Source organism: Chitinophaga pinensis (genome assembly GCF_007896845.1).
In the GTDB taxonomy this organism is placed as follows: domain Bacteria; phylum Bacteroidota; class Bacteroidia; order Chitinophagales; family Chitinophagaceae; genus Chitinophaga; species Chitinophaga pinensis_C.
In genome coordinates this window covers 138,760-162,998 of sequence record NZ_VOHS01000016.1, presented here as the reverse complement: position 1 = coordinate 162,998, position 24,239 = coordinate 138,760, and the positions used below count along the sequence as shown (strand labels likewise).

General features: G+C 41.2%; 26 protein-coding genes and 1 pseudogene. 23 read left to right on the top strand and 4 right to left on the bottom strand.

Annotated features, from left to right (window positions below; all coding sequences use genetic code 11):
* The first annotated feature begins 40 nt into the window (after positions 1-40).
* The 3 genes from FEF09_RS17045 (at position 41) to FEF09_RS17035 (ending at position 3,379) form a co-directional block, all read left to right on the top strand.
* Positions 41-781 (top strand): tyrosine-type recombinase/integrase, encoded by a 741-nt coding sequence (locus FEF09_RS17045; RefSeq protein ID WP_186774387.1) that lies wholly within the window; start codon positions 41-43, stop codon positions 779-781.
* Between the two features lie 1,204 nt (positions 782-1,985).
* Positions 1,986-3,077: an RHS repeat-associated core domain-containing protein gene (locus FEF09_RS17040; RefSeq protein WP_261387549.1), complete on the top strand. Its 1,092-nt coding sequence runs from the start codon at positions 1,986-1,988 to the stop codon at positions 3,075-3,077.
* Entirely contained in the window at positions 3,074-3,379 is a 306-nt protein-coding gene (locus tag FEF09_RS17035) for a YrhB domain-containing protein (RefSeq protein ID WP_146306233.1), read from the top strand. The genes FEF09_RS17040 and FEF09_RS17035 overlap by 4 nt, the downstream gene beginning before the upstream one ends.
* Positions 3,380-3,483: 104 nt before the next feature.
* On the opposite strand, the gene FEF09_RS17030 is transcribed toward FEF09_RS17035, so the two are convergent.
* Complete coding sequence (locus tag FEF09_RS17030; protein WP_146306232.1) at positions 3,484-3,825, bottom strand: helix-turn-helix domain-containing protein; 342 nt, start codon at positions 3,823-3,825, stop codon at positions 3,484-3,486.
* A gap of 140 nt (positions 3,826-3,965) precedes the next feature.
* Between FEF09_RS17030 and FEF09_RS17025 the strand changes: the two genes are divergently transcribed.
* The 13 genes from FEF09_RS17025 to FEF09_RS16965 all read left to right on the top strand — a co-directional run bounded on the left by FEF09_RS17025 (position 3,966) and on the right by FEF09_RS16965 (position 17,091).
* Complete coding sequence (locus FEF09_RS17025) at positions 3,966-4,184, top strand: SymE family type I addiction module toxin (protein WP_146306231.1); 219 nt, start codon at positions 3,966-3,968, stop codon at positions 4,182-4,184.
* A gap of 28 nt (positions 4,185-4,212) precedes the next feature.
* Positions 4,213-6,855, top strand: coding sequence for a CHC2 zinc finger domain-containing protein (locus tag FEF09_RS17020; RefSeq protein WP_261387548.1), 2,643 nt, complete (start codon positions 4,213-4,215; stop codon positions 6,853-6,855).
* Positions 6,856-6,929: 74 nt separating this feature from the next.
* On the top strand, positions 6,930-7,784 hold the full coding sequence (locus FEF09_RS17015; RefSeq protein WP_146306229.1) for a tyrosine-type recombinase/integrase: 855 nt from the start codon (positions 6,930-6,932) through the stop codon (positions 7,782-7,784).
* A 119-nt stretch (positions 7,785-7,903) separates the two neighbouring features.
* Entirely contained in the window at positions 7,904-8,644 is a 741-nt protein-coding gene (locus tag FEF09_RS17010; RefSeq protein WP_186774386.1) for a tyrosine-type recombinase/integrase, read from the top strand.
* Between the two features lie 1,129 nt (positions 8,645-9,773).
* The gene (locus FEF09_RS34800) at positions 9,774-10,019 is read left to right on the top strand and encodes an RHS repeat-associated core domain-containing protein (RefSeq protein ID WP_409994863.1); all 246 of its coding nucleotides are present in this window, start codon (positions 9,774-9,776) and stop codon (positions 10,017-10,019) included.
* A gap of 119 nt (positions 10,020-10,138) precedes the next feature.
* Positions 10,139-10,423 (top strand): hypothetical protein, encoded by a 285-nt coding sequence (locus tag FEF09_RS17000; protein WP_146306227.1) that lies wholly within the window; start codon positions 10,139-10,141, stop codon positions 10,421-10,423.
* A 35-nt stretch (positions 10,424-10,458) separates the two neighbouring features.
* Positions 10,459-10,755, top strand: coding sequence for a hypothetical protein (locus FEF09_RS16995; protein WP_146306226.1), 297 nt, complete (start codon positions 10,459-10,461; stop codon positions 10,753-10,755).
* Between the two features lie 1,255 nt (positions 10,756-12,010).
* Complete coding sequence (locus FEF09_RS16990; RefSeq protein WP_146306225.1) at positions 12,011-12,292, top strand: hypothetical protein; 282 nt, start codon at positions 12,011-12,013, stop codon at positions 12,290-12,292.
* 1,311 nt (positions 12,293-13,603) lie between these two features.
* Positions 13,604-13,876 carry a hypothetical protein gene (locus FEF09_RS16980; protein ID WP_146306224.1) on the top strand — a complete coding sequence of 91 codons (273 nt, stop codon included), beginning with the start codon at positions 13,604-13,606 and terminating at the stop codon, positions 13,874-13,876.
* 560 nt (positions 13,877-14,436) lie between these two features.
* Positions 14,437-14,607, top strand: coding sequence for a hypothetical protein (locus FEF09_RS30790; RefSeq protein ID WP_186774384.1), 171 nt, complete (start codon positions 14,437-14,439; stop codon positions 14,605-14,607).
* A 354-nt stretch (positions 14,608-14,961) separates the two neighbouring features.
* Positions 14,962-15,339 (top strand): hypothetical protein, encoded by a 378-nt coding sequence (locus FEF09_RS16975; protein WP_146306223.1) that lies wholly within the window; start codon positions 14,962-14,964, stop codon positions 15,337-15,339.
* A gap of 228 nt (positions 15,340-15,567) precedes the next feature.
* Positions 15,568-15,978, top strand: coding sequence for a hypothetical protein (locus tag FEF09_RS16970; RefSeq protein WP_146306222.1), 411 nt, complete (start codon positions 15,568-15,570; stop codon positions 15,976-15,978).
* Positions 15,979-16,584: 606 nt separating this feature from the next.
* The gene (locus tag FEF09_RS16965) at positions 16,585-17,091 is read left to right on the top strand and encodes a CPCC family cysteine-rich protein (RefSeq protein ID WP_222597006.1); all 507 of its coding nucleotides are present in this window, start codon (positions 16,585-16,587) and stop codon (positions 17,089-17,091) included.
* A gap of 134 nt (positions 17,092-17,225) precedes the next feature.
* On the opposite strand, the gene FEF09_RS16960 is transcribed toward FEF09_RS16965, so the two are convergent.
* Positions 17,226-17,582 carry a PD-(D/E)XK nuclease domain-containing protein gene (locus tag FEF09_RS16960; RefSeq protein ID WP_261387547.1) on the bottom strand — a complete coding sequence of 119 codons (357 nt, stop codon included), beginning with the start codon at positions 17,580-17,582 and terminating at the stop codon, positions 17,226-17,228.
* 144 nt (positions 17,583-17,726) lie between these two features.
* Between FEF09_RS16960 and FEF09_RS16955 the strand changes: the two genes are divergently transcribed.
* Positions 17,727-18,779, top strand: coding sequence for an IS481 family transposase (locus FEF09_RS16955; protein ID WP_146306221.1), 1,053 nt, complete (start codon positions 17,727-17,729; stop codon positions 18,777-18,779).
* A gap of 27 nt (positions 18,780-18,806) precedes the next feature.
* On the opposite strand, the gene FEF09_RS16950 is transcribed toward FEF09_RS16955, so the two are convergent.
* Both FEF09_RS16950 and FEF09_RS16945 read right to left on the bottom strand, forming a co-directional pair.
* A complete protein-coding gene (locus FEF09_RS16950) occupies positions 18,807-19,946 on the bottom strand; it encodes an AAA family ATPase (protein ID WP_146306220.1) in 1,140 nt (379 codons plus the stop codon).
* A 63-nt stretch (positions 19,947-20,009) separates the two neighbouring features.
* Entirely contained in the window at positions 20,010-20,345 is a 336-nt protein-coding gene (locus FEF09_RS16945; protein WP_146306219.1) for a helix-turn-helix domain-containing protein, read from the bottom strand.
* A gap of 524 nt (positions 20,346-20,869) precedes the next feature.
* On the opposite strand from FEF09_RS16945, the gene FEF09_RS16940 reads away from it, so the two are divergent.
* The 6 genes and pseudogenes from FEF09_RS16940 to FEF09_RS16920 all read left to right on the top strand — a co-directional run bounded on the left by FEF09_RS16940 (position 20,870) and on the right by FEF09_RS16920 (position 23,943).
* Positions 20,870-21,157 carry a hypothetical protein gene (locus FEF09_RS16940; protein WP_146306218.1) on the top strand — a complete coding sequence of 96 codons (288 nt, stop codon included), beginning with the start codon at positions 20,870-20,872 and terminating at the stop codon, positions 21,155-21,157.
* A 719-nt stretch (positions 21,158-21,876) separates the two neighbouring features.
* Positions 21,877-22,053, top strand: a pseudogene (locus FEF09_RS34795) (hypothetical protein); the annotation flags it as partial.
* Between the two features lie 211 nt (positions 22,054-22,264).
* The gene (locus FEF09_RS16930; RefSeq protein WP_146306217.1) at positions 22,265-22,831 is read left to right on the top strand and encodes a hypothetical protein; all 567 of its coding nucleotides are present in this window, start codon (positions 22,265-22,267) and stop codon (positions 22,829-22,831) included.
* A gap of 61 nt (positions 22,832-22,892) precedes the next feature.
* Positions 22,893-23,036, top strand: a complete 144-nt coding sequence (locus FEF09_RS30785; protein ID WP_186774383.1) for a hypothetical protein — start codon at positions 22,893-22,895, stop codon at positions 23,034-23,036.
* Between the two features lie 116 nt (positions 23,037-23,152).
* Positions 23,153-23,455 carry a hypothetical protein gene (locus FEF09_RS16925; RefSeq protein ID WP_146306216.1) on the top strand — a complete coding sequence of 101 codons (303 nt, stop codon included), beginning with the start codon at positions 23,153-23,155 and terminating at the stop codon, positions 23,453-23,455.
* Positions 23,456-23,667: 212 nt separating this feature from the next.
* Positions 23,668-23,943, top strand: a complete 276-nt coding sequence (locus FEF09_RS16920) for a hypothetical protein (protein ID WP_146306215.1) — start codon at positions 23,668-23,670, stop codon at positions 23,941-23,943.
* The last annotated feature ends 296 nt before the right edge of the window (positions 23,944-24,239 follow it).

Below are 24,239 nucleotides of genomic sequence, written 5' to 3'. Positions count from 1 at the left end.
TTCTTATCCTGAAGCGCCAGGTGCTGTTTACTCCGATCTAATGAGCTATATAGGTGTATTACGTCACCGTTACCGCAATAGCTACACCTTACACCGTATCGTGAGCAGTATCAAAGTGTATTATGATTATCAGTGTCACATAGGTGCGCGTCTGGACCATCCAGCGCGTAATATCCGTTTACGGGATAAGCGCAGCAGGGACATCCAGTTACAAGACCTGTTCAGTGCTGCAGAACTGGAGGTATTATTGGATCGGGAGGAACGTTATAGCGTGCTTGCTCTCCGTAATAAAGTATTAATGAGCCTACTAGTGTACCAGGGGTTGACGGTGGGCGAGTTATCGGCCTTATCGGTATCAGACATATTACTGGATAAAGGCAGTGTGTATATAAAGGGTACGGCAGTCTCCAATAGGCGGGAGCTGCCCTTAAAACCGGTACAGATGGACTGGCTGAGTAGTTACCTGTTGGAAGTACGTCTGCAGCTTTTAAAGGGCTCAGAAAGCGATTTATTACTGTTGGGCCATCGGGGTAAAGGGATGCCCGGAACAGAGATCAGTAAGCATGTAAAACGTGTTTATAAGGGTCTTTACCGGGGTCGTGAGGTCAGTGCACAGCGTATCCGTCAGAGTGTGATCGCAAACCTGTTTAGCCAGGGGCATGATATAGGGGTGGTACAACAGTTCGCTGGTCATAAATACCCATCCAGTACAGAAAGATACCGCCAGGATGATGTGTACCGTTTACAATCTGCCATAGAGCTTTATCACCCGATAAAATGATGTTTTTATCCAATCAAGTCCACGTATACGTCGTGTATACGGCATGTATGAAGTATATATACGGCATGTGTAAAGCCTCTCATTAAAAGGGTGGAAATAGTGTTCGATCCCCCTCAAGGATGGTCTGCGGGACGCTAGTGGAAGCCCTTAGTTGGCGAACAATGGGCGATTGGTCCTGTGTAACTAGTTGTAAATCAAATATAGTATTGTTCCTGTGCCAGGCACGCAGCCAACATGTTAATGAACAACTGCCTTCTAAGCAGTAGGTCAATGGAAGATCTTGGTGGAGTCTGCGGGAATCGAACCCGCGTCCAAACAATCGGTCATTATGGGCATGTACAAACATACGTAAAGGATGTGTAAATCGTGTGTAAGCTGTTTTTTAGAACAGCCAGCTCTTGCCAGTACTGAGTTTATAAGTTAGGTTCGAGTCCCAACGGGACCAGGACTACCCATCCCCTTATCAAAAGCCAACCAACAGGGTTTATATGTTCCTTATTAAGAGGCTCAGGCGCAGCGGTCTCACTCCGGTCTCGGTGCGCACAAAAACATGCGCCAGGCTGCGGAGAGCTGTCTACAGTAAAGGTGTCCTATGTGCAGCCTGTCACAGTTTTTGCGCCCCATCGCCCTGCGTTCGGGCAGCTCCCGGTCTGGCGGCAGGCGCACAGTTAGCGCTGCTACAGCCATCCCTTTGCTGCCTCTAGTTCGTCCGCCACCTGCCTTAGCCGCCAGGGCCTTATTTTTTTGTCTCTGCCATCCGCTTCGCTCCTGGCTGGGATAAGGTCTAGCGCGGCCAGCTGTGGCTCCGTGCTTGCTGCGCTGCGCACTCCCACCACAGCGACCCTGGCGGCATGGCGGTGGTGGCGGTAGGTCGCTATTAAGCGGCAGATTATAGCTGCCAGAGGTTAGTTTCCTGATCTATAGCGGATATTAAGCTGCGCGAACGTGAGCAGTAGTGCCTTGGTCATCTGCAGTACTATCTTGCTTCCGTCTGCAGGATAATGGATGCGGTGGACGGGCTTACAAGTGCTGTACGTTAGTTCGTTGATGATCAGTAGTATAAAGATCAGCGTCAGTAACGCATCCCTCATCCCGCATACGTGCGCGTTATTTTTTTGTTTCAATTGAAAATACAGATGAAAGAAAAAAGGATATCTTAGGGTCAGTTCTTTGAGTAAAAATCCTTTTGGGACGTTGATGCCTGGTGAGAGGGTTTAGTGGTGGGGGCTATCGATATGGGTTTAATGGGAAGGAGAACGATAATGAGGTGAAGGGAGAGGGGAATCAGCAGGATTATGGGATGCGGGTGTATGATCCGAGGGTAGGGAAGTTCTTGAGTGTGGATCCGTTGTATAGAGAATATCCATGGAATAGCACTTATGCTTATGCTGAGAATGATGTTATAAGAAGCACTGATCTTGACGGAGCGGAAAAAAACGTAAGAACGTTTTCTTATTACTTATCAGACAATAAACCTTTTGTAAAAGTTACGTCTGATAATTATGTACAGCCTCAAGGTACATTTAATACACTTTCATTATTTGGATGGCTGGGATTAAAGCCACAGACAACGAAAGAACGTATTGCTTCAGGTCTAGTCTCGTCATACAATTTGCCAGAAAATGGTACTCTGTCGTTTTTCGAATTTGGCGCCGGAGTAGGTAAAGAAAATTATGCAAGGTATGACTATGATATTGGCGGAAAGCAACATACTAGATATTTCGAATCGGGAAATATCGCGGCTATGTATGAGTATTATAGGAAAGAGGATGAAAAGGCCGGAAAAATCCTTAATGTAGCCGCTGCGAGCGCAAATTTGGTTGGGGCAGGAATGCTTGCGAAAGCAGAGCTTAAAGCGGCTGCATCTGAAGTTCCAGCGGGAGGTGTTTTTGATATTAATTTTAAGCGAGGAAATCTTAATTGCGCTGGCTGTACTATAGCAGGGGATGCAACTCTGAAAGGTTTTCCAGCTTCAGCATTAAAACATGGCAAAGTTTATACAAAAGATTTTTTTAAACAGTTTGGTGGTGAAAAAGGAGTTCAATCTTACTATACAGCTGAAGGGGTGGTCAATGCAATGAGTAAATTAGAAGATGGAGCAACTGGTGTTGTTTTCGGATACAGAGGTTCTGGTCGGGATATTATCGGTCACTATTTTAATGTTACAAAGCAACATGGTAATGTGATATTTTTAGATTTTCAAAAGCCTGTTGGAAATTGGATTCAGAATCCTTCAACGCTTATGACAGATTATAAGTTTAAACAATTATATTTCAAAAATACAACTGGGTTATGAGTAAAGCAATTACATTAATTGAGGCAAAGATCAAGGCATATGCATATTTGAAGGAAAATCCAGTGTTGATTAATAGAATGGAATTAATTATAATAGATGAATATACTATTGAATTTGAATATGGTTGGGCTTTTTTTTATCAAACGAAGAAGTTTATTGAAACAGGTGATATTTTTGATGCAATAGTAGTAGGAGCTCTGATCGTGAATAAATTTACTGGAAATTTATTTGAAACTGGGACAGCACGTACGGCGGAAGAATATATTGAAGAATATGTTGAAGAATGTCGGAGTAAATTTTAAGGACGAAATTATCAGCTATTTAAAGATTGGCTGAATAAATTGATCTTAGAATGGGTTTAGAGTACGCATAAATAACAAAGTCCAGCTTTTGAAGCTGGACTTTGTTATTTATGATAAGCATGTCTTGCTTTAGCGTCACGAAGAAACATATCCAGTAGTTTAAAGGCATCCGTTTTATCCTGGTCACTTAGTTTTTGAATATCCATAATCCTGTCAAGGATAGTTTGGTCCAGAAGAAGATCGGTATTACCCACCAGGTAGTCTAACGATACTTCCAGCGCGGCAGCGATGTTGGCGGCCATCTCAATAGATGGTTTTACCTCATCGCGTTCATACCTGCCAATGACTGCCCCATGTACGCCTACTTTTTTAGCTATCTCGTCCTGAGATAGTTTTTTGTCTTTCCTCACCTCAGTAAGCCTTTTGCCGAAAGTAATCTGCTTCATATCTGTAGTAAAAACAACGGTTAGAATAGTGTTTGTGCAAATTTATGAAACATAAATAGCGTAATCAAACTATGAAAGTCTTGTTGAATTAAGATTGATATGTTATGTTTGCAACAAATCTGTTGTGAAAAAATATTTTTATGAAAACTGTAAGTAAAACACTTCGTCGGGGAAAACTACATGGTCGTTACCAGGAATTAAGTAATCATTGGAACAGGGGCCGTGATGTGCCCTGGTTGAATGTACGGGGCTTATGGCTTGAAGAGGCGGGCTTTAATGTAGGCGATCCGATAGAGATCATTGTGAGTAAAGAGAAGCTGATCATTAAAAAGGCGCATGATGGAAATAGCGGCCATTAAGCAGCAGCTAACGTTATCGCAGGTGCTTATGCATTACGGGTTAAAGCCTGATAAGCACCTGCGATTACATTGTCCGTTCCATGATGACAAGACCCCGAGTCTGCAGGTGTATTACAAGACGCAAACCTGTTATTGTTTTAGCAGTAACTGTAAGACGCATGGCAAGTCGCTGGATGTGATAGACTTTGTGATGCATAAGGATGGTATCAGTAAACGGGAAGCGATCCTGAAATGTAAGGAGTTGATAGGCGGTAGTACCAGTGCTGTTGCAGCAGTACCAGTCAGCCGTTCAGGCATCCTGAACTACATGTTTACCTATTTTAAGAATGCGATCCATAACAGCAAGCCCGCGCAAGCGTATCTGCAAAGCCGCGGCTTAGACATTACCCGTTTAGAAGTTGGCTATAATACGGCCCAGTTCCATCATGGCGCCCGTAGGGACGAACAGCTGATATCAGCATGTGTATCGGTAGGCTTACTGTCTGCGTGGGGTTCTAATACACGAGAAGGCATCCAGGCTTATAAACCTTTTGGAAAATACTGTATCGTGTTTGCGTTGCGGGATAGGGAAGGATCGATCAGTGGTATGTACTTCCGTAGTACAGTTAATGATAGTGATCAGCGTCATTATTACCTGAAAGACAGAAAGGGGCTTTATCCAGGTTATCCGAAGGGAGATATAACCAGGTTGATCCTGACCGAATCAGTGATAGATGCAGCGACTTTGTTACAGCATCATGAGATAGGTAAGGCTTATGGGATCCTTGCCTGTTATGGTACAAATGGGTTGACGGCAGAGCATGAAGCAGCGATAGTGAGCTTAGGTCAGCTGCAGGAGATCATTTTTGCTTTTGATGGGGATGAAGCAGGCCGTAAGGCGGTAGAGAAATACAGCGCCTTGTTAAAGAACCGTCTGCCTTATGTGCTTATGAGCAGCATTGTATTACCAGATGGAGAAGGCATTAATAGTATAGGTGTGAGTCATACGGCGGAGGTGTTTACGGAGTTGTTGCAAAGCAGGACTGCTTTATTTTTTTCAACTGAAGTATCAGCTGGAAAAACAAATCTGTCATCACCGGAAAGCACCGCTGTTGTATCAGCTGGAGCCCTATTAGACAGCCGTAATCCCTATAAGCTTATATACGTGGGTGCAGGCGGCAATTACTATGTACAAGGTGGCTTAAGTAAACAGCTGGACAGTATGAAGATCACGCTGGTGATCGAGCATAAGGAGAGTGGTCATAAGAGCCGCAATAAAATAGACCTGTATGAAGACAAACAGGTGGAACGCTTATGCAGGGAAGCAGGGGAGAAACTAGGGGTACGCAAAGATGTGTTGGAACAGGACCTTTACCAGTTGACAGACCTGCTGGACCAGTACCGGGAGGCAGAACAGGGGAAAGGGGAATCGACACCTGCAGAAGGCGTTGCAGTGTATACCTTAAGTGAATCAGAACGAAATACAGCCGTACGTTTTTTACGTCAGGAGGGGTTACTGCAGGTGCTGAATGTATTATTAGGCGAAACGGGCATAGTCGGAGAGGAACAGAACCGCTTGTTTTTACTACTGGTAGCGCTGAGTTATAAGATGCCCGCACCTTTACATGCGCTGATACAAGGGAGTAGCGGTAGTGGAAAGACGCGTTTATTAAAACAGGTATCGGACTGTATACCCCCTGAGAAAGTGACGCGTCTGACACGGGTGAGTGATAAGGTGTTATACAATTATCCTGAACGTTACTTTATCAACCGGTTGTTGTGCCTGGAAGATATAGATGGGTTGAGTGAAGAGGCAGAGTTCGCGTTCCGTGAGTTGCAGAGTAATGGAGAGTTGAACAGTGCGACGAGTATCAAGCTGGATAATGGTCAGATCACCAGTGGTCAGAAGACGGTGAAAGGTCCGATAGCGAGTCTTGCGTGTACGACGAGAGGAGAACTGTACGAGGATAACATGAGCCGTGTGTTCCTGATAGCGGTAGACGAGAGTGGCGATCAGACGCGCCGTATTATTGGTTATCAGAACAGGAAGGCTGCAGGGGAGATCGATACAGGTAGAGAGCAGGAACGTAAAGGATTTATCCGTAACCTGGTACGTAGCTTAGAGCCTTTAGAGGTGGTGAATCCCTATGCAGGTCGTTTACAATTACCTGAAGATGCGCATAAGATCCGTCGCTTACATGACCTGTTTTTAAACTTTGTGAAGATGGTGACCTTGTTGCATCAGTACCAGCGGAGGCGTGATAGTAAAGGTCGGTTGATAGCCGAGTTAAGCGATGTGGAGTCAGCGATCAGTATCATGTTCGATAGCATTGTATTAAAGGTAGATGAACTGGACGGTAGTCTTCGTCAGTTCTACGAGCAGTTAAAGCAATATATAGGCGCGCGTGGCCGAGATTATGAGTTTAGTCGTTTTGAGGTGCGTGATGCAACGGGCGTGGGTAAGACCCAACAGCATCATTATATAAATAAACTGGTGGAATTATGTTACGTACGTCAGTACGGTCATGCCAACCGTGGTTATAAGTACCGGATAGGGCACTGGGATAACTACAGCAGGTTGCGTGAGCGTATAAAGACCCATCTTGGCGATCAGTTGTCAGCCTTAGTGACCGAACACCAGCGAACGCCAGACCGAACGCCAGAGTTGCCTGTGGTGGCTGAAGGAGGTTGAAAAGGGGGCTGGCGTTCGGTGTTCAGAAAAAATGCTCAAGGGGGGTAAAAACACTAAAACGTCATAGTGGTACCATGGAGGTTTATATCATAGGGTTCCAAAATTATTTACAGCAAAGTGGCTATGGGCTTAGTACACAGCGGATGCTGCCAGCATGTGTGCGAGAGTTTTTGGAATATGGTGGTTTTAAAAGCATCAAAGAAATAAGCCCGGGTATCATAGTGTTATTTTATGAGTGGTTACATATCCGTCCGTTAAAATACCGATCAGGCGCCCTGAGCGGGATCATGATCAGTCATTATGTGTATGCGTTAAAGGTGTTTTTTAGCTGGCAGGAGAGTAGTGGTGGGTTGCAGTATAATCCGATGAGTGGGTTGAAGTTCCGTAGACATGCCAGCGGCAGGCGTGAAGCGTTAAGTGTAGCGGTAGTGGAATCGTTGTTTACGGCAGCGATCAGCATGCGAGAGAAAGTGATGTTACATCTGTTTTATAGTTGTGGGTTACGTCGTAGTGAGGCGGAGCAGTTGAACGTCAGAGATGTACAGGTGCGTCACAGGTTGCTATATGTTCGTTCCGGAAAAGGTGCGAGCCGTAGGGTGATCCCCTTAACGGGCAAGGTAGCCAGTGAGTTAGGCGTTTACCTGGAAGAATATCGTAAGTCTGGGGCAGTAGAGAAAGGTGCGTTTATGTTGAACCGGGAAGGCAGGCGCATGAGTGGTAACAGCTATAACCGCTTACTGAAAGAGTTGGTCGGCCGTGCAGGATTATGGAAAGGGATCAGTCTTCATTATTTACGTCATAGTATAGCGACGCACCTGTTACAGGGCGGTATGTCCCTTGAATATGTACGTGACTTTTTAGGTCACCGCCACCTGGAAGCGACGCAGATCTATGCAAAGGTAGGTGCACATCAACTGGCAATAATATGACCTTAGACAAGTATTTACAACAACATTATACCCCTAGTACAGCAGCCTCTTATGGGCGTGAGATCAACCAATTTTTATCCTCGTATCCTGAAGCCCCAGGCGCCGTTTACTCCGATCTAATGAGCTATATAGGCGTATTACGTCACCGTTACCGCAATAGCTACACCTTACACCGTATCGTGAGCAGTATCAAAGTATATTATGATTATCTGTGTCACATAGGTGCGCGTCTGGACCATCCAGCGCGTAATATCCGTTTACGGGATAAGCGCAGCAGAGACATCCAGTTACAGGACCTGTTCAGTGCCGCAGAACTGGAAGTGTTACTGGAGCGTGAGGAACGTTATAGCGTGCTTGCTCTTCGTAATAAAGCCTTAATGAGCCTACTAGTGTACCAGGGGTTGACGGTGGGCGAGTTATCGGCATTATCGGTATCAGATATACTACTGGAGAAAGGCAGTGTGTATATAAAGGGAACAGCGGTCACCAATAGGCGGGAGTTACCCTTAAAACCGGTACAAATAGACTGGCTGAGTAGTTACCTGTCAGAAGTGCGTCTACAGCTTTTACGGGGCTCAGAGAGCGATTTATTACTGTTGGGGCATCGAGGTAAAGGGATGCCCGGAACAGAGATCAGTAAGCATGTAAAACGGGTTTATAAGGGCCTTTACCGGGGTCGTGAGGTCAGTGCGCAGCGTATCCGTCAGAGTGTGATCGCGAACTTGTTTATCCAGGGGCATGATATAGGGGTTGTGCAGCAGTTCGCAGGTCATAAATACCCATCGAGTACAGAAAGATACCGCCAGGATGATGTGTACCGTTTACAGTCAGCCATAGAGCTGTACCACCCAATAAAATGATATTTTTAGCCAATCAAGTCCACGTATACGTCGTGTATACGGCATGTATGAAGCATGTATACGGTATGTGTAAAGCCCCTCATTAAAAGGGCGGAAATAGTGTTCGATCTGCCTCAATGATGGCCTGAGGGACGACAGGAGAGTACCTTAGTTGGCTAAAAATGGGCCTGCGGGTATGTGTAACTAATTGTAAATCAAATGTAGTATTGTTCCTATACCAGGAATCGAACCCGCGTCCAAGCAATCAGTTATCAGGGGCATGTGCAAACATACGGAAAGGGTGTGTAAATCGTGTGTATGTTGCTTTTTAGAAAGCCAGCCCTTGCCAGTAATGAGTTTATAAGTTAGGTTCAAGTCCCAACGGGACCAGGACTCCCCATCCCCTTATCAAAAGCCAACCAACAGGGTTTATATGTTCCTTATCAAGAGGCTCAGGAACAGCGGTCTCACTCCGGTCTCGGTGCGCACAAAAACATGCGCCAGGCTGCGGAGAGCTGTCTACAGTAAAGGTGTCCTATGTGCAGCCTGTCACAGTTTTTGCGCCCCATCGCCCTGCGTTCGGGCAGCTCCCGGTCTGGCGGCAGGCGCACAGTTAGCGCTGCTACAGCCATCCCTTTGCTGCCTCTAGTTCGTCCGCCACCTGCCTTAGCCGCCAGGGCCTTATTTTTTTGTCTCTGCCATCCGCTTCGCTCCTGGCTGGGATAAGGTCTAGCGCGGCCAGCTGTGGCTCCGTGCTTGCTGCGCTGCGCACTCCCACCACAGCGACCCTGGCGGCATGGCGGTGGTGGCGGTAGGTCGCTATTAAGCGGCAGATTATAGCTGCCAGAGGTTAGTTTCCTGATCTATAGCGGATATTAAGCTGCGCGAACGTGAGCAGTAGTGCCTTGGTCATCTGCAGTACTATCTTGCTTCCGTCTGCAGGATAATGGATGCGGTGGACGGGCTTACAAGTGCTGTACGTTAGTTCGTTGATGATCAGTAGTATAAAGATCAGCGTCAGTAACGCATCCCTCATCCCGCATACGTGCGCGTTATTTTTTTTGTTTCAATTGAAAATACAGATGAAAGAAAAAAGGATATCTTAGGGTCAGTTCTTTGAGTAAAAATCCTTTTGGGACGTTGATGCCTGGTGAGAGGGTTTAGTGGTGGGGGCTATCGATATGGGTTCAATGGGAAGGAGAATGATAATGAGGTGAAGGGAGAGGGAAATCAGCAGGATTATGGCTTTAGAATTTATGATCCGAGGATAGGTAAATTTCTATCAGTGGACCCGTTAACCGCAAAATATGCATTTTATACCCCTTACCAATTTGCAGGGAATAAGCCTGTGTATGCAGTAGATGTCGATGGTCGAGAAGATGATCCTACAGCATAGGGAAAGCTGTTTCAGACAATAGGAGATGGGAGGCTAAGATAAGACAGCAAGATCCTGAACATGCAGAAGAGAGAATATATGAAGCCAATAAAAGTGCCTTTCTATTTGTAGGAAGCAGTATGGCAGCTGGAAATTCAGGATTGTTTACTTTTTTCCTTGATGGAGTATTGTTACATGGCATCTATAAAACAACAAGTGGAATTGTTAAGCATGATCAGGCATCTATAAATGATGGCATGCATAGTGTAGTATTTGTTGCTACTAGTGAGATTGGCGGTATAATATTAGGTAAAGCAGCAAGTGGTATTATACGAGTGGGTAAAAATATATTTCAGTCGAGTGCAACATCGAAGTTCCCAATAAAAGGTTTGATTTTTCAAAAGCTAACTTTGCCGAGTTTTTAGACGATGCTGTTAGAACGAAAGATCAACCACTGACGATGATTGCCGATTTGGGTGAAGGTAGAATTTTTCATCATTTTACTGACGAGGCAGCAGTAGCGGGTATAACAGGCATAACCAAGGATCAGTTAGTTGCTCTTGGAGCAGGTGAAAGTTTAATAGTTGGTGAATTGAAGTTTGGAACAGGGCACACAGATTTTTGGACAACAACGGGGAAGGCCGGAGAAATATTGTTACGGATCTGGAGATTCCCCTCACAGAAGGTCAGTTGGGGAGAATTGGCGTGTTTAAGTCTACCGGAAAGCAACAATATTCAATCAGTTTTCAGAAGGTAGCGCATTTGAGCAGGGGGTTAGAGTGAAGGGAAATAATCCGGATAGAGGTATTTATTCAATTCCTGCGAATGTAAACTAAAAGGTGTATTTAAAATCACTAAGAATTATTAATATGGAAAGAAATGAGATAGCTAAGAAATTGGAAAGTGATAACATTGAAGAGATAATTCCTGCTATGATTTCATAGTTGAAGAATTGTCAATCTTTACTTCCAGAGATCTGATGATACTAAAAAAAATAGTCAATGGCGACCATTATTGCGGAAAGAATTTATAGAATAATTTACGAATCGAAAGATAACTTGGAGCGAGGATATCAAGAACTTGATGAAGAAGAAGCAGATTTACGTTTTGGTTAAGTTCATTGTTAGTCGCATATGATAAAAACGAAGATTTTATTTCTAATATATTTAGTCACGTAGCCAATCACGAAGACGATAAAGACATGTTGGGGCTAAATATGCTAGTCAGAGAAAAGATTGCTGGTGTTGAAACGATTATTGTTGAGAAATTGAGGAGAATTATTTTTAGTATTAAAAACTACGACAGAATAGCTTTTATGTAGATAAGTGAAGGTGTTAAATGCAGATCTTCCTAAAGATATTATCGATAAAATGAACTTCTATAATCAGTACATAGATTTTGATTGGCAGAGATTGACGTATTAAAAATTTATTTTTGAGGAGTAAATGCCAATTATAGAGAGAATCCAAATCGAGACAGATTCTTTTTTTGGAAGAAATGTTAAGAATTTTTATATTTTAGTTGATTCTATAGATTTTTATGCCCTCTAACTGAGTTTTGCTCAAAACAGTTTTGAGATTTTCATTGATAAAGATGTAGGTAATTATCGTGATGGGTTTAATGGGAAGGAGAATGATAATGAGGTGAAGGGAGAAGGAAATCAGCAGGATTATGGGATGCGGGTGTATGATCCGAGAGTAGGGAAGTTTGAGTGTAGATCCGTTAACAAAAGAGTATCCATGGAATAGTACTTATGCTTTTGCGGAGAATGATGTTAGTAGAAGTATTGACCTGGATGGAGATGAAAAGAGAGTAAAAAAGTATTCGTATACGATGTCGGGTGGCAAACCGGTGTAACAGTCACTGACAATGTTGGAAGCAGCAAACAGATATACGCATCCATCCTTTGGGTGCCCCTGAACAGATAACAAATAGCTGCTCATAATGCAATAACATACCCAAGGGCACCAAAACCCGATAACGGTTCGTTCGCGTTCTTTGAATTCTCTGAATTGAAGAACGCTAACTATGGAAAATATACATATACTGATAAAAATGGGAACCAACAGGTTCAATACCGCTGGCTGTACTATAGCAGGGGATGCAACTTTGAAAGGTTTTCCAGCTTCAGCGTTGAAACATGGCAAAGTTTATACAAAAAGTTTTTTAACAGCTTGGTAGTGAAAAAGGGTTCATCTTACTATACAGCTGAAGGGGTGGTCAATGCAATGAGTAAATTAGAAGATGAAGCAACTGGTGTGTTTTCGGATATAGAGGTTCTGGTCGGGATATAATAGGTCAATATTTTAATGTTACAAAGCAACATGGTAATGTGATATTTTTAGATTTTCAAAAGCCTGTTGGAAGTTGGATCAGAATCCTTCAACGCTTATGACAGTATAATTTAAACAATTATATTTCAAAAATACAACTGGTTATGAGCAAGCAATTACATTAATTGAGGCAAAGATCAAGGCATATGCATATTTGAAGGAAAATCCAGTATGATTAATAGAATGGAATTAGTTATAATAGATGAATATACTATTGAATTTGAATATGGTTGGGCTTTTTTTTATCAAATGAAGAAGTTATTGAAACAGGTGATACTATTGATGCAATAGTAGTAGGGGCTCTGATCGTGAATAAATTTACTGGAAATTTATTTGAAACTGGGACAGCACGTACGGCGGAAGAATATATTGAAGAATGTCGGAGTAAATTTTAAGAACGAAATTATCAGCTATTTAATCTTTTAATAAAGAATTTAACAAGAAATAGAGCTCGGTTCTAAGAATGAACCGAGCTTTTTTATTTAAGTATTGCTTGTAATTTAGATTTGGCGAGAAAAGCATATAGTAAGGAATAGACACATTCTTTGTCTTTATCAGGCAGTTCGTTAATCTCATGAGTCGCTGCAGCATCTTAAGGTCCTTCAAATATTAGTATCATTAGCTTCGCCTATAAGAATCCACAGTCGTATCCAGGGCTTCAGTTCAGTTCCCTGATTTATAGCGGCTATTAAGCTGCGCGAACGTGAGCAGTAGTACCTTGGCCATCTGCAGTACTATCTTGCTTCCTTCTGCAGGATAATGGATGCGGTGGACGTGATACAAGTGCTGTACGTTAGTCCGTTGATCATCAGCAGGATAAAGATCAACATAAGTACCGCATCCCGCGTACGTGCGCGTTATTTTTTGTTTAAATTGAAAATACAGATGAAAGAAAAAAGGATATCTTAGGGTCAGTTCTTGAGTAAAAATCCTTTGGAATGTTGATGCCGGGGAGGTCATTTAGATCGGGGATTATCGTTATGGGTTTAATGGGAAGGAGAATGACAACGAGGTGAAGGGCGAGGGGAATCAGCAGGATTATGGGTTAGAATTTATGATCCGAGGATAGGGAAGTTTTTGAGTGTGGATCGTTGACTCCTCAATCTCCAGAATTAACGCCTTATCAGTTCGCAAGTAACAGACCGATCGATGGAATTGACCTGGATGGATTAGAATATTTTGGAGCTGTAGGTGGACAAGCAAATCAGGAGTATATTTCAAATTTAGTTACTCCCAAAATGAAAAAACTCTGACGTTGAACTTGCTGCCAGAATGAAAGCTCATGCAAGCGTTCAGATAGTTATCGGAAAAAATGTTACTCCTGTTATCGTCATTGGATTGGTTGGTTTGATGAACCCTGCGGTAGGAATTCCCTTGGCTCTTTCGTATTTAACAGGAGCTGCGGTTCTTCCAGCTCCTCAGGCAATAGGGAGTGCAGCAGCTGGGGCTAATACTAATACTGAAGTGACGGCGACAGAAGCTACAACTTCCACGACATCCGTAGCGAAACCTATTACAGTAACTGATGAACTCTATGCTAGTTAGGAGAATTTGAGGTCCAAGATAGCAAGAGAGGCATTATAAGTACTGTGAAGAATACTGACGGGAATTTAGATTTCTATGTAAATACCAAAGGAACTGAATATGATGGTAGGGTAATGATGTCTTTAAGGCCTCTTTGAAAAAGTTTCCTCTGCAGAACCTGTAACTGGAATAAAGGGGACGTGGAGTCGAGGTTCCCTTGGGTCAAATTTAAGGGCATTTAACACCACGATTAAAAATTAGTTAGCTCTTAAATCAGTAACATTTGAAAGTCTTTCAGGTACAGAAGCAAATGCGCTTCTCCAAGAAGCAGCATTTGAAAATTTACAGGTTCAAATGCAAGAAATCTGGGTTTCAATAATGTGAAAATAAATTGTATTGAGGGAACAGCAGGTGATTATACTAGTGCTTCAGTAACTTTTACAAAATGAGAATATGAGAGAAGAATTATTACGATTAGGCTTTTTGAAATTGAAAGTACTGTATCAAGTTCGCATACACATGTTAGGCGATTCCAGCTATATGAATCTTATAATGATGTGTTTCTTCGTATAATTATATCAATGGATGAGGATAATTTTATAGTGGAGCATATGTATTTTAATTCACCTAAATCAAATGAATTGCAATTAGAACTATTTGGTACTGATTTATCAGTAGGAAATATAGTTAGTAGACTAAAGGAATATAGAGGAAGTATTGATCCTTCTAAGGAGTTACCAGAGAGTTTTTAGACTGTAATCTGCATATTACATGTTAGAAAACGCTCTTTTCGAAGATGATAATGCCCTAACTGATTGACAGGTAGGGCATTCTTATTAAACAGTATCTTACTTTTATTGAATAGCTTTTGATGGAATGATGTGATTCAATCTGCCTGGCAAGTTCTGCCTGTGAGAAACTGAAAAGGTAGAATTTACAATAACGGCAGACGAAGCCAGAAACATTTTAGGGAATATGGGAATTAATTTGCCAAGTAAGGTTAAATTAGATGACATTAGTAATCTGCTTAGAGATACTCCTCAAATGACTCAATCTCAGATAGATGAGTTTTACAAACAAGCAGCAGCATTAAAAGCAACAAAGTAATGGAAAAGGTAAGACTAAAAGTTTTAGGTAGGTTACATAAAGATTTAAATGAGAAGTTCAGCGCAGGATTAGACCTATTTGATTTAAAGGACAATCAACTGATATTGTTTTGTGATTATTCGGAGTTTGACATATCAGTCGGTCATGTTTTTACAGAAGTTATTGATGATCAAAATGGGAAAGCTTATCAAGATTGCCAGATTATTTTGAAAAACGTAAGTCAACAATTTTTTCAATCTTTTGATAGCATTCCTAATGGATGGAAAACTGTTTGTAAATTTGAGTTTATGGATAATTATACTCTTGATATAATGTATGAATTACCGCAGTTATATGGTTGGAACGAAATGGAGCGACCATTGATTTTTATTTATTAGCAAAAGCTTTTTTAGTTTTTGCGTTTGGAGCAGGCCGTTGATAGTATACAAGATACAGTGTTTATCTTCATCAGACGGTCCATTAATCTCATTAAGCCGCTGCAGCATAACAGGATCTTTAAAGACATTGCTGTCAGGCATGTAAAAAGAAATGGTAGCATTGGTTATTTTAAGCGTGAATATAGCAGGGCCGCTCTGAGGTTCTAAAAATTGAAATTGTAAATTCTTATGGATGATATTGAATTAAGTAGGATGATTTACGAAGCTTTATCTGAGATAAGGCGAATTGAAACAGCATTGGTTAGCATGTGGCCTTTAGATGGTAGATATACCAGAGTTCCTTTTTTGAGGTTTAGATTTAAAGATACAGGTAAAGACGATGTTATTTATACAAAATTAAACGATATCGTCAGTGCTTACTCCGGTAACCTTCAATGGGCTTTATTTACCAAAGACAATGTATTGAACTATTTTATAACTCCCAGAATATTTGCAGATTATTGGTTGAAGCATGGGCGAATAAATATGGAAGCAGTCCTGATTGAGTTTACAGAGGAAAAATATCGTATGATTGTCAATGCGGCGGTTGAAGATGTGCCTGATCTTGCAAAACATTTAAAAGTATCTTTTGCTGATTAAATGCTCATGGGAGGTTGATTGTAATTAAATCGATCTGAATAAATTGCTCAACAGCCGACGTATTGGGGGTATTAACTTTAACACAAAGAATGAATGAACGTCATCGGATTTTTTAAATTGCATGATCCTCATGTTGAATGTTCCAGAGATATTAATGAGCTTTTATCTGATGAGAAAACCGATGAGCAAGAGTTGCATGAGATCATCAGCTATTTAGAGAATGGAGTGTCGATAATCCGTTTAATATCTCCTGTTTATGAGAACGGGAAAGAATTGCTCCGGGTATTATTTACACAGATGGTCTTTGGATCTGGCCTGCATACTATAGTATTTATTTGAAAAAGTATCCTCAATTGCTTGTGCCGGATGAATTTAGAGCACGTGTACAGTTGAATAAAGATAAATCTTTGCATTTGAATGCGACTGAGAGAAAGTATGTAGAATATTTGCTGACTAAGCTACTAGACATTAGATTAGCAACTGGTTTTAAATTGCCGAAAGAAGTAGATGATATGGTGAATGTGAGGGGGGAAGCTATTCATTGTTATTAGTCTTGCTCCATTTACGGGCGTGTTGAGATAATTAGTCAACTGGAAAATAATAGAAGTGGTAGTATTGAATAGAAATGAGGCAATCATTTTAGCTTCTTTTTTAAATATGTTGTCCTTAAGCGATGAGGATAAGTCGGCGGAAATGTATGACGCATTAAGTGATGCGGGGCATGATGATAGTGATGATATAGATGATGCAGAAAGGAATAGGATATTAAGGGAATATCTGCAGCACAAAATAGCGTCTTATCGGAATAGTTTTATAGAAGAACTGTTGGTTTCGACGCTCAAGTCGCCCATAAAGATCACTGGTGTAGATGTGCAGTTATTTCCATGTCCATGTTGTGGGTATAGTACATTAAAATTGAGCGCTGAATATTTTATCTGTGCGGTATGTTATTGGGAAGATGACGGGACTGTTGATAAGGAACGTATTAGTAGTGTTAATGGGATGTCTTTGGGTGAGGGGAAAGTCAATTTTCAGAGATATGGTGTGGTTGCAGAATTTCTGAGTGAAAAAGCGGATAAGGATAGATTTGCTAAGTATTATTTATCTCATTAGTGACGCATTCTGTGGTTTTAAGGCAGGGACAGAGGATTAATGATGGTGTCACGCTGGCGATGGACCTTGAGACAGTCTAAATAAGGTATTTCCGTGAAGAGTCATGGCACATACCTATAGCATATAATGCTATGTTATTCAAATTCCTTGACTAAAAATTCCTGAACGGCCCTTTCTTCCGTAGAAAAATTGATGCCGATTGCTATTTTCTTTCTATCGTCTAATTGGTGAGGTCGCAAATAACCCTTTTCAAATATCTGATCAAGAGCAGACTGCGCAGTTCCGTTTAATTTCAATTCTATGGCAAAAACGTATTGTTCAGTGAATACAAGTACGTCACATCTGCCTGTAGAACTATGTACCTCACTACGTACGTCAAGACCTAAACGCTTAAAGGACAGATGTACGATAATATGAAAGATTGATTCACTTTCTGCCTTCCAATGATCGTAGGGAATTGTGGAGACTATTACATCCAGTGCTTTGATCATTTGAGGCATATCATTATTTTCCAGTGCTACTCCGAGGTCATATGTGACGGCCAATGAATTGAAATAGTCAAGACTTAATCTGACAGTAAGGGATTAACTTTAAGTAACCACACTTCGAATTAATCCCCTTTAAAACTGTCAGATATGAAAAGTAATGACAAGTTAATCAAAACGAAGTTAGGTCTGCTGAAATTAGCAGAAAATTTAGGTAACATATCCCGTGCTTGTAAAGTGATGGGTTACAGCCGAGACAGCTTCTATCGCATCAAAGAGATGTATGATACAGGCGGAGAGTTGGCCTTGCAAGAGATAAGCCGCTCTAAACCCATTCTTAAAAACCGGGTTGAACCATTTGTTGAAGAAGCAGTAGTAAAACTGGCTTGTGAGTATCCAGCCTTTGGTCAGCAACGGGTGAGTAATGAACTTCGTAAACAAGGCATCTTTATCTCTGCAGGCGGTGTGCGTAGTGTTTGGCAAAGGCACGACCTGGAGGTATTTGATAAGAGATTAAAATCCCTTGAAGCCAAGATTGCTCAGGATGGTATTATTCTCACGGAAGCTCAAATGATGGCTCTTGAACGGAAAAAGGAGAAAAGAGAGGCTTACGGAGAAATAGAAACAGAACATCCTGGTTACCTTGGAGCCCAGGATACTTATTACGTTGGGAGTATTAAAGGCGTTGGAAGAATTTATCAACAGACATTTATCGACACCTATTCCCGAATCGCTTTTGCAAAGGTTTACGACCGAAAGAATGCAATTGTAGCTGCTGATATTCTTAATGATCGAGTACTACCTTTCTTTGAAGATCAAGATGTTCCTATGCTTCGCATTCTGACAGACAGAGGATCAGAGTATAAGGGTAAATACGAGCATCATGAGTATGAGCTATATCTTACCATAGAGGGCATAGAACATTCTAAAACACAGGTACGCAGTCCTCAATCAAACGGGATCTGTGAGCGGCTTAACAGGACAATAAAAGAGGAGTTTTACGTTATTGCATTCCGTAAGACGATTTACACTACGTTGGAGCAACTACAGGCTGATTTAGATAGCTGGCTTAATTACTACAACAACGAACGACCTCACAGCGGAAAATACTGTTATGGTAAAACTCCCATGGAGACTTTTATAGCAACTAGACACCTGGCAAAAGAAAAACAATTAAATCAGTTATCTTTAGCTATCAATTAATCGTACAAAATCCCTTGCACTGTCAGATCAAGTACTGACTATTACAAATGAATCGTTACCAGGAAATATATTTCGATAGGCACTCAGTAGTGCATCTGTCAGGCTTTCTTCTACTTCCTTATTTGGATAGCCAAGTTCGTATAGTCTTGTTTTTTCGTCATAATTTTTAATTGTCAGGTATCCTGTCTGGAACAAAACAGGGAGTGAAGCAATATGCTCAACATTGAAGCTGCTCAAAGCATTCTCTCCGATTCGCAAATTATCTAATTTAAATTCCCGATTTTGTTTCATTAGATTCACTAACCAGGTGGGTGTTCCTGTTTGAAACCAAAAGTTTTGAATCCGCCCTGATCCCATGTAACTAAGTACAGAAAATGGATTATATACTTTATTATTTCCATCCCACGAATAGCCGTTATACCATTCTTTTAGCTTGTGCAAAATATCGGGTTGATTTTGTTGAAGAATCTTTAATTCATCTGCAAAATCAGACTCAAGCTCCTGCTGGGTAATTCCCATCAATGTGCCATAGTGAGGATTTAGCGTAATATCGTAGAGGTTATTCAGATCAGAAAATATACTTACTTTGGTAAAACGACTCACACCTGTGATCAGCAGCAAACGAATATATTCATCTGCATCTTTTAGTATGGAATAAAAACTCTTAATTATAGAACGGTTCTCTTCTACCTTTGCCAAATCTTCCAAATAATCAGTAACAGGCTTGTCATATTCATCAATCAGAATCACTACTCTGCCATCTTTCGCCGTTTTTCTGATCAATTCCCGGAATTTCAGTGCAATGGTGTCTTCAAGTAATTGTACGTTAAATTCCGTTGCTAACATATCAAGCTCACGATTTATCGACGCCGTCAATCCGAGCCCTTTATAATCAATTTGACTAAACCTGATATGTATTACCGGATATCGTTGTGACCAATTCCATTGATCATGGATCCAAAGCCCTTCGAATAGTTCTTTGCTGCCACTAAAAATCTCCTTGATTGTAGATAGTAATAAAGATTTACCAAAACGCCTTGGACGACTTAGAAAATAGTAATTGCCGGAATCAATTAATTTATGAATCAATTGAGTTTTATCAACATATAAATACCCCTCCTTTCTTATTTTCTTAAAATCCTGTAAGCCTATTGGATACTTGCTCATGAAATCAAAGTTAGAAATAAATTTTATGACAAGTGATTGTTACATATCACATTGCTGAACTGGCTATTGTGTATAAGCCTTCCGTGCTTTCGCATCCCGGATATACGTATCAATCAGATCGTACAATACCCTTTTCTTTTCCTCTTCCAGCAACTCAAGCTCTTCCAGACGCTTTAAAGTCTTTTTATCAAACCTCGCATTTATACCTTCACCTACCAGATAATCCATACTGACTTCCAGCGCGTCTGCAATCCTTTTTGCAGCATCAATAGAGGGAACCGCCTCCCCACGTTCATACTTGCCGATCATCACTCTGGATACGCCACTTTTGTCGGCAAGGTCAGTTTGTGACCAGGCCAGTTTGTCTCTGAGGTCAGCAATAATTTTACCTTTATTCATATCTTAAAGGATATAAAATAGTGTGATTAGACTAACTTTTCACGAATTTAAGTAACTAAAAGACAAAATTAACTCTAAGATAGTAATAATGGGATATATTTTATCCTATAGTTACATTTAAATCGTCAATATAATTTCATTTATGGCAAAGACAATCCGTCGCCGTAAACTGCATGGTCAGTATCAGGAAGTAAGTAATCATTGGCGAAAGGGGCGTGATGTAAGATTGATGTAATTAATCTGATAGGAGATATTTGTATTTTATAGTTTCTGTTTAATTGTCTTTTGCAGACAGAAATAATATGAATACGTATACGTGACTGCATATATCAATATCTAGATTAAGCTGATCCGATGTTAGAAAATCACTTTTATGTTTGAAATCATATTTTTTCGCAAGAGGAAGAGCAGCATTGTGATATCAGGAGATATTATTTTGAATTTAGAGGAAAGTGAATTTGAAAGCGGGGAAAATCACGTAAAACCCGCAAGCCCTAATCTCCTAATTTTGCCAAAAAAACACTATGGCAGAAACAAACAATCCCTTGTTCGCGGGAGTCGTGCTAAATAAGCATGTGTCGAACAAAAAATTCGTGATTAAGAAAAGAAAGGGGAAGACCTTCTTAAGCAAGTACCCCGACATGACTAATGTCAAACCATCGCCTTTGCAATTAGAAGAAAAATCACGCTTCGCAAGGGCAGTAAAGTATGCGCAGGAGATAGTGAAGGACCCGGTACGTAAAGCCGCTTACAAAGCGCATCCGGGTTACTCGGTCTATCATAGCGCGATTAAGGATTATATGCAACAATAATCCGTTTCATGTAGCAGATGCGCCCCTGCTCATGATCTTTAACCCCGATATACTACCCGCACGTACCATCGCTGCAGTCTGCCAGAAATTTCCTCAATTATTTCAGTCAATATCTCACTGACAAATTTACGCAGTACAGCAAACCTTCCCGTTTATTATCATTTGATAGTCAGATAATACTTATCATACCTTAATGCTACCTTACTATCGTAACATTAACGTAAGATGAGTATTATCAGACTATTTCAGCGCAGAGATCTGCTCGTTAATTGGCTATTTTTCGGTAACTTGTATCGAGTTATTTTACGGGTACCACATCTGGTACCATTCATTACAAAATAAAAATTTACATGAAAAACTTCCCAAAAAACACCATTGCAGTTAATCGCTATTTCTATCCCGTAACAACCCAGTTTTTCCTATCCCTTCTCTCCCGACTTCAGGCCCTACTAGCCCGACTTAGTGGCTTACAGCTTTCCTCCCCGCACTTCTCATCTAATTCCATCACTTTACACAATCGTTTTACCATAGCCTATGGAGAAACCTTTTTTAGTTATTACAACAGACGGCAGTCGCGTAGTAGTTTTCCCGAGCGAAATCGTTTATGTCACTGTTGAAGCCAATTATATCAAACTGACATTGGTAAACAAACGCACCTTAGCTACACGAAACAGTCTGATTGAAATCCAAAAACACCTTTCTTCCGAAAATTTGTCCGTACACATAGAAAGTACATCGTCGCCATACAGCACATTGAAAGTGTTGGAAAGGATATCTCCGTGAAAAGAAATGGTGAGAAAACGAAGGAAGGAGAAATTAAAATGAAGAACGGTGACATGATACTCTTGAGCGAACGCAATAAAAAGGACGTGTTTGCCTGTTTTATAGAATTATAGGCATACGCTTATAACAAAAAACCGTGCGCTTATGAAAACTTTTCCGGCGTCTGAATACATTGCCTGAAAGTGTGCCGGAATCCTTGCTAATATTGTATCAGCAATCGCAATCAACGGGACTGCGCCTGCAACAGGAGAGGGGCGCCTCCGGTTGCAACCGTTGATCACGATTGTGTTGTAAATCTATTTTTAACAAAAAAAATGATACAATATGGCAATAGTAAAGGACAACATTTTCACCAGCGGTGTATCCGGTACCATCGGAAAAAAAATGACACTGCGTATACGTAAAGGAAAAACAATTGTAGGTGTCAAACGCGGACCTAACAGTCTGCCACCGACCGACGAACAACTGGCCGTACAAAGCAGATTTATTGACGCAGCCACCTTCGCAAAAAACGCTATACTGGATCCCGTCATGAAAGCAGCTTATCAGAAAGCTGCGAAAGGGGGACAGTCTGCCTTTAACGCGGCCTTCAGAGATGCTGCTTTACCACCAGTGATAAAGTTGATCGATACCAGCGCATATAAAGGGCAAACAGGCGATATCATCACCATCAGTGCACAGGATGTCCTGCCACCGGTTAGTGTGAAGGTAATAGTCTTATCGCAAGCCGGCGCCGAACTGGAAAGCGGTGACGCATTACAGGATGACAATAAACGTTACTGGAAGTATACCGTAACAGCAGCCAATGCTGCAATGACAGGCACCGTCATTCGTGTAGAAGCAACCGATGTTCCGGGCAACAAAGGCTCCCGCGAGATCATTATTTCTTAATTCATTCAACAGCATCCCGGTTAAGTGCCGGGATGCTATTCATCACCTGAAATCATTTACTATGGCAATTAATAAAAACAACATATTACTGATGGGCTTAAGTGGCTCTATCGGCGATCAGTTAACCATCCGGCAGGTAAACGGACAAACAGTTGTAGCAAAAAAAGAGGAAAGAGTACAAAGCCGCCTACCGCAAAACAAATAGCTGTCTTACGGCGCTTCAGCATAGCAACAAAACTGGCTACAAGTGCATGGAAAGATCCGGAGAAAAAAACATACTACGAGGCAATCGCAAAGAAACGTAAAAAGAACGCCTATAGCTTGTTGTGTAAAGACGCACATTCATTCCCCGAAATCCGGGACATTTTTACTGACCATTATAAAGGAGAAGTAGGAAACGTTATTTACATACAGGCAACAGATGTTGTTCCTCTTCATTCAGTGGAAGTAATGATCATCGCTGCAGATAATACCGTGCTAGAAACAGGAACAGCCGTTGCGGATAATAGTGAATGGGCATATACCTGTAAAGTCGCTAATCCACAGCTTCCTGGTACACGGATCGTCATCGCTGCCAACGATATTCCGGGTAATCAGACAAGCCGCGATTTCTTACTTATATAAGTACATTTCTCCACTGAATCGTTAGTAAAAATGTCCGGATTTTCTATCCAGACATTTTGTTTTTCCCGCCAGGAGCCTGACTCCGAAATATCTCCACATTACAGATAAAACAAACACGAAAAATAACTAATACAATAATAATAATATTCGTACCTTTATAGCTGAGTCTGTAGGTCGGACTTACCATCCCTAAAAATTAATTTGATTTACCTATGAGTTATATCCTGATGCAGGGTACTACCAACTCCAAGATTGAAAAGATAGAGTTGCATGATTGCCCTAAATGTAAACACGGGTCACTGGAAGACAGATTGCCTCGTGGTTTCTTCGCGAAATATGTCCTGGGATTTTTGCCACTGCGTAAGTACATGTGCTACTCTTGCCTGAAGACAAGCTATGTATTACACAGACCAAAGAAACAACAGATAGCTGTTGAAACACCAAGACCTGTCGTAAGACCCAAACCTGTGGCTATACCGGCACACTAACTGTGGAATAACGTAAAAACATATATTTTTTTGTAGTAAAGATTACCCGATGCGATTAACGGCATCGGGTATTTTTTTTTCAGATTATCTGTACGATTCATAATTAGAGAAAATTAAATTTGTATAATTTCATATCTGTTACTCCTTTTCCTTTAAATATAATGGCTGAGCTTCCCCTTTTAAGAATTTTAAAACAAACGTATCTTCCTGGTTGTTATCAAATGCAGTGGAATAGGAAAATTACTGTCGCCGGACTTTGGTATAGTGTTTGTTTCAACTGTTTTCACTGAACATCA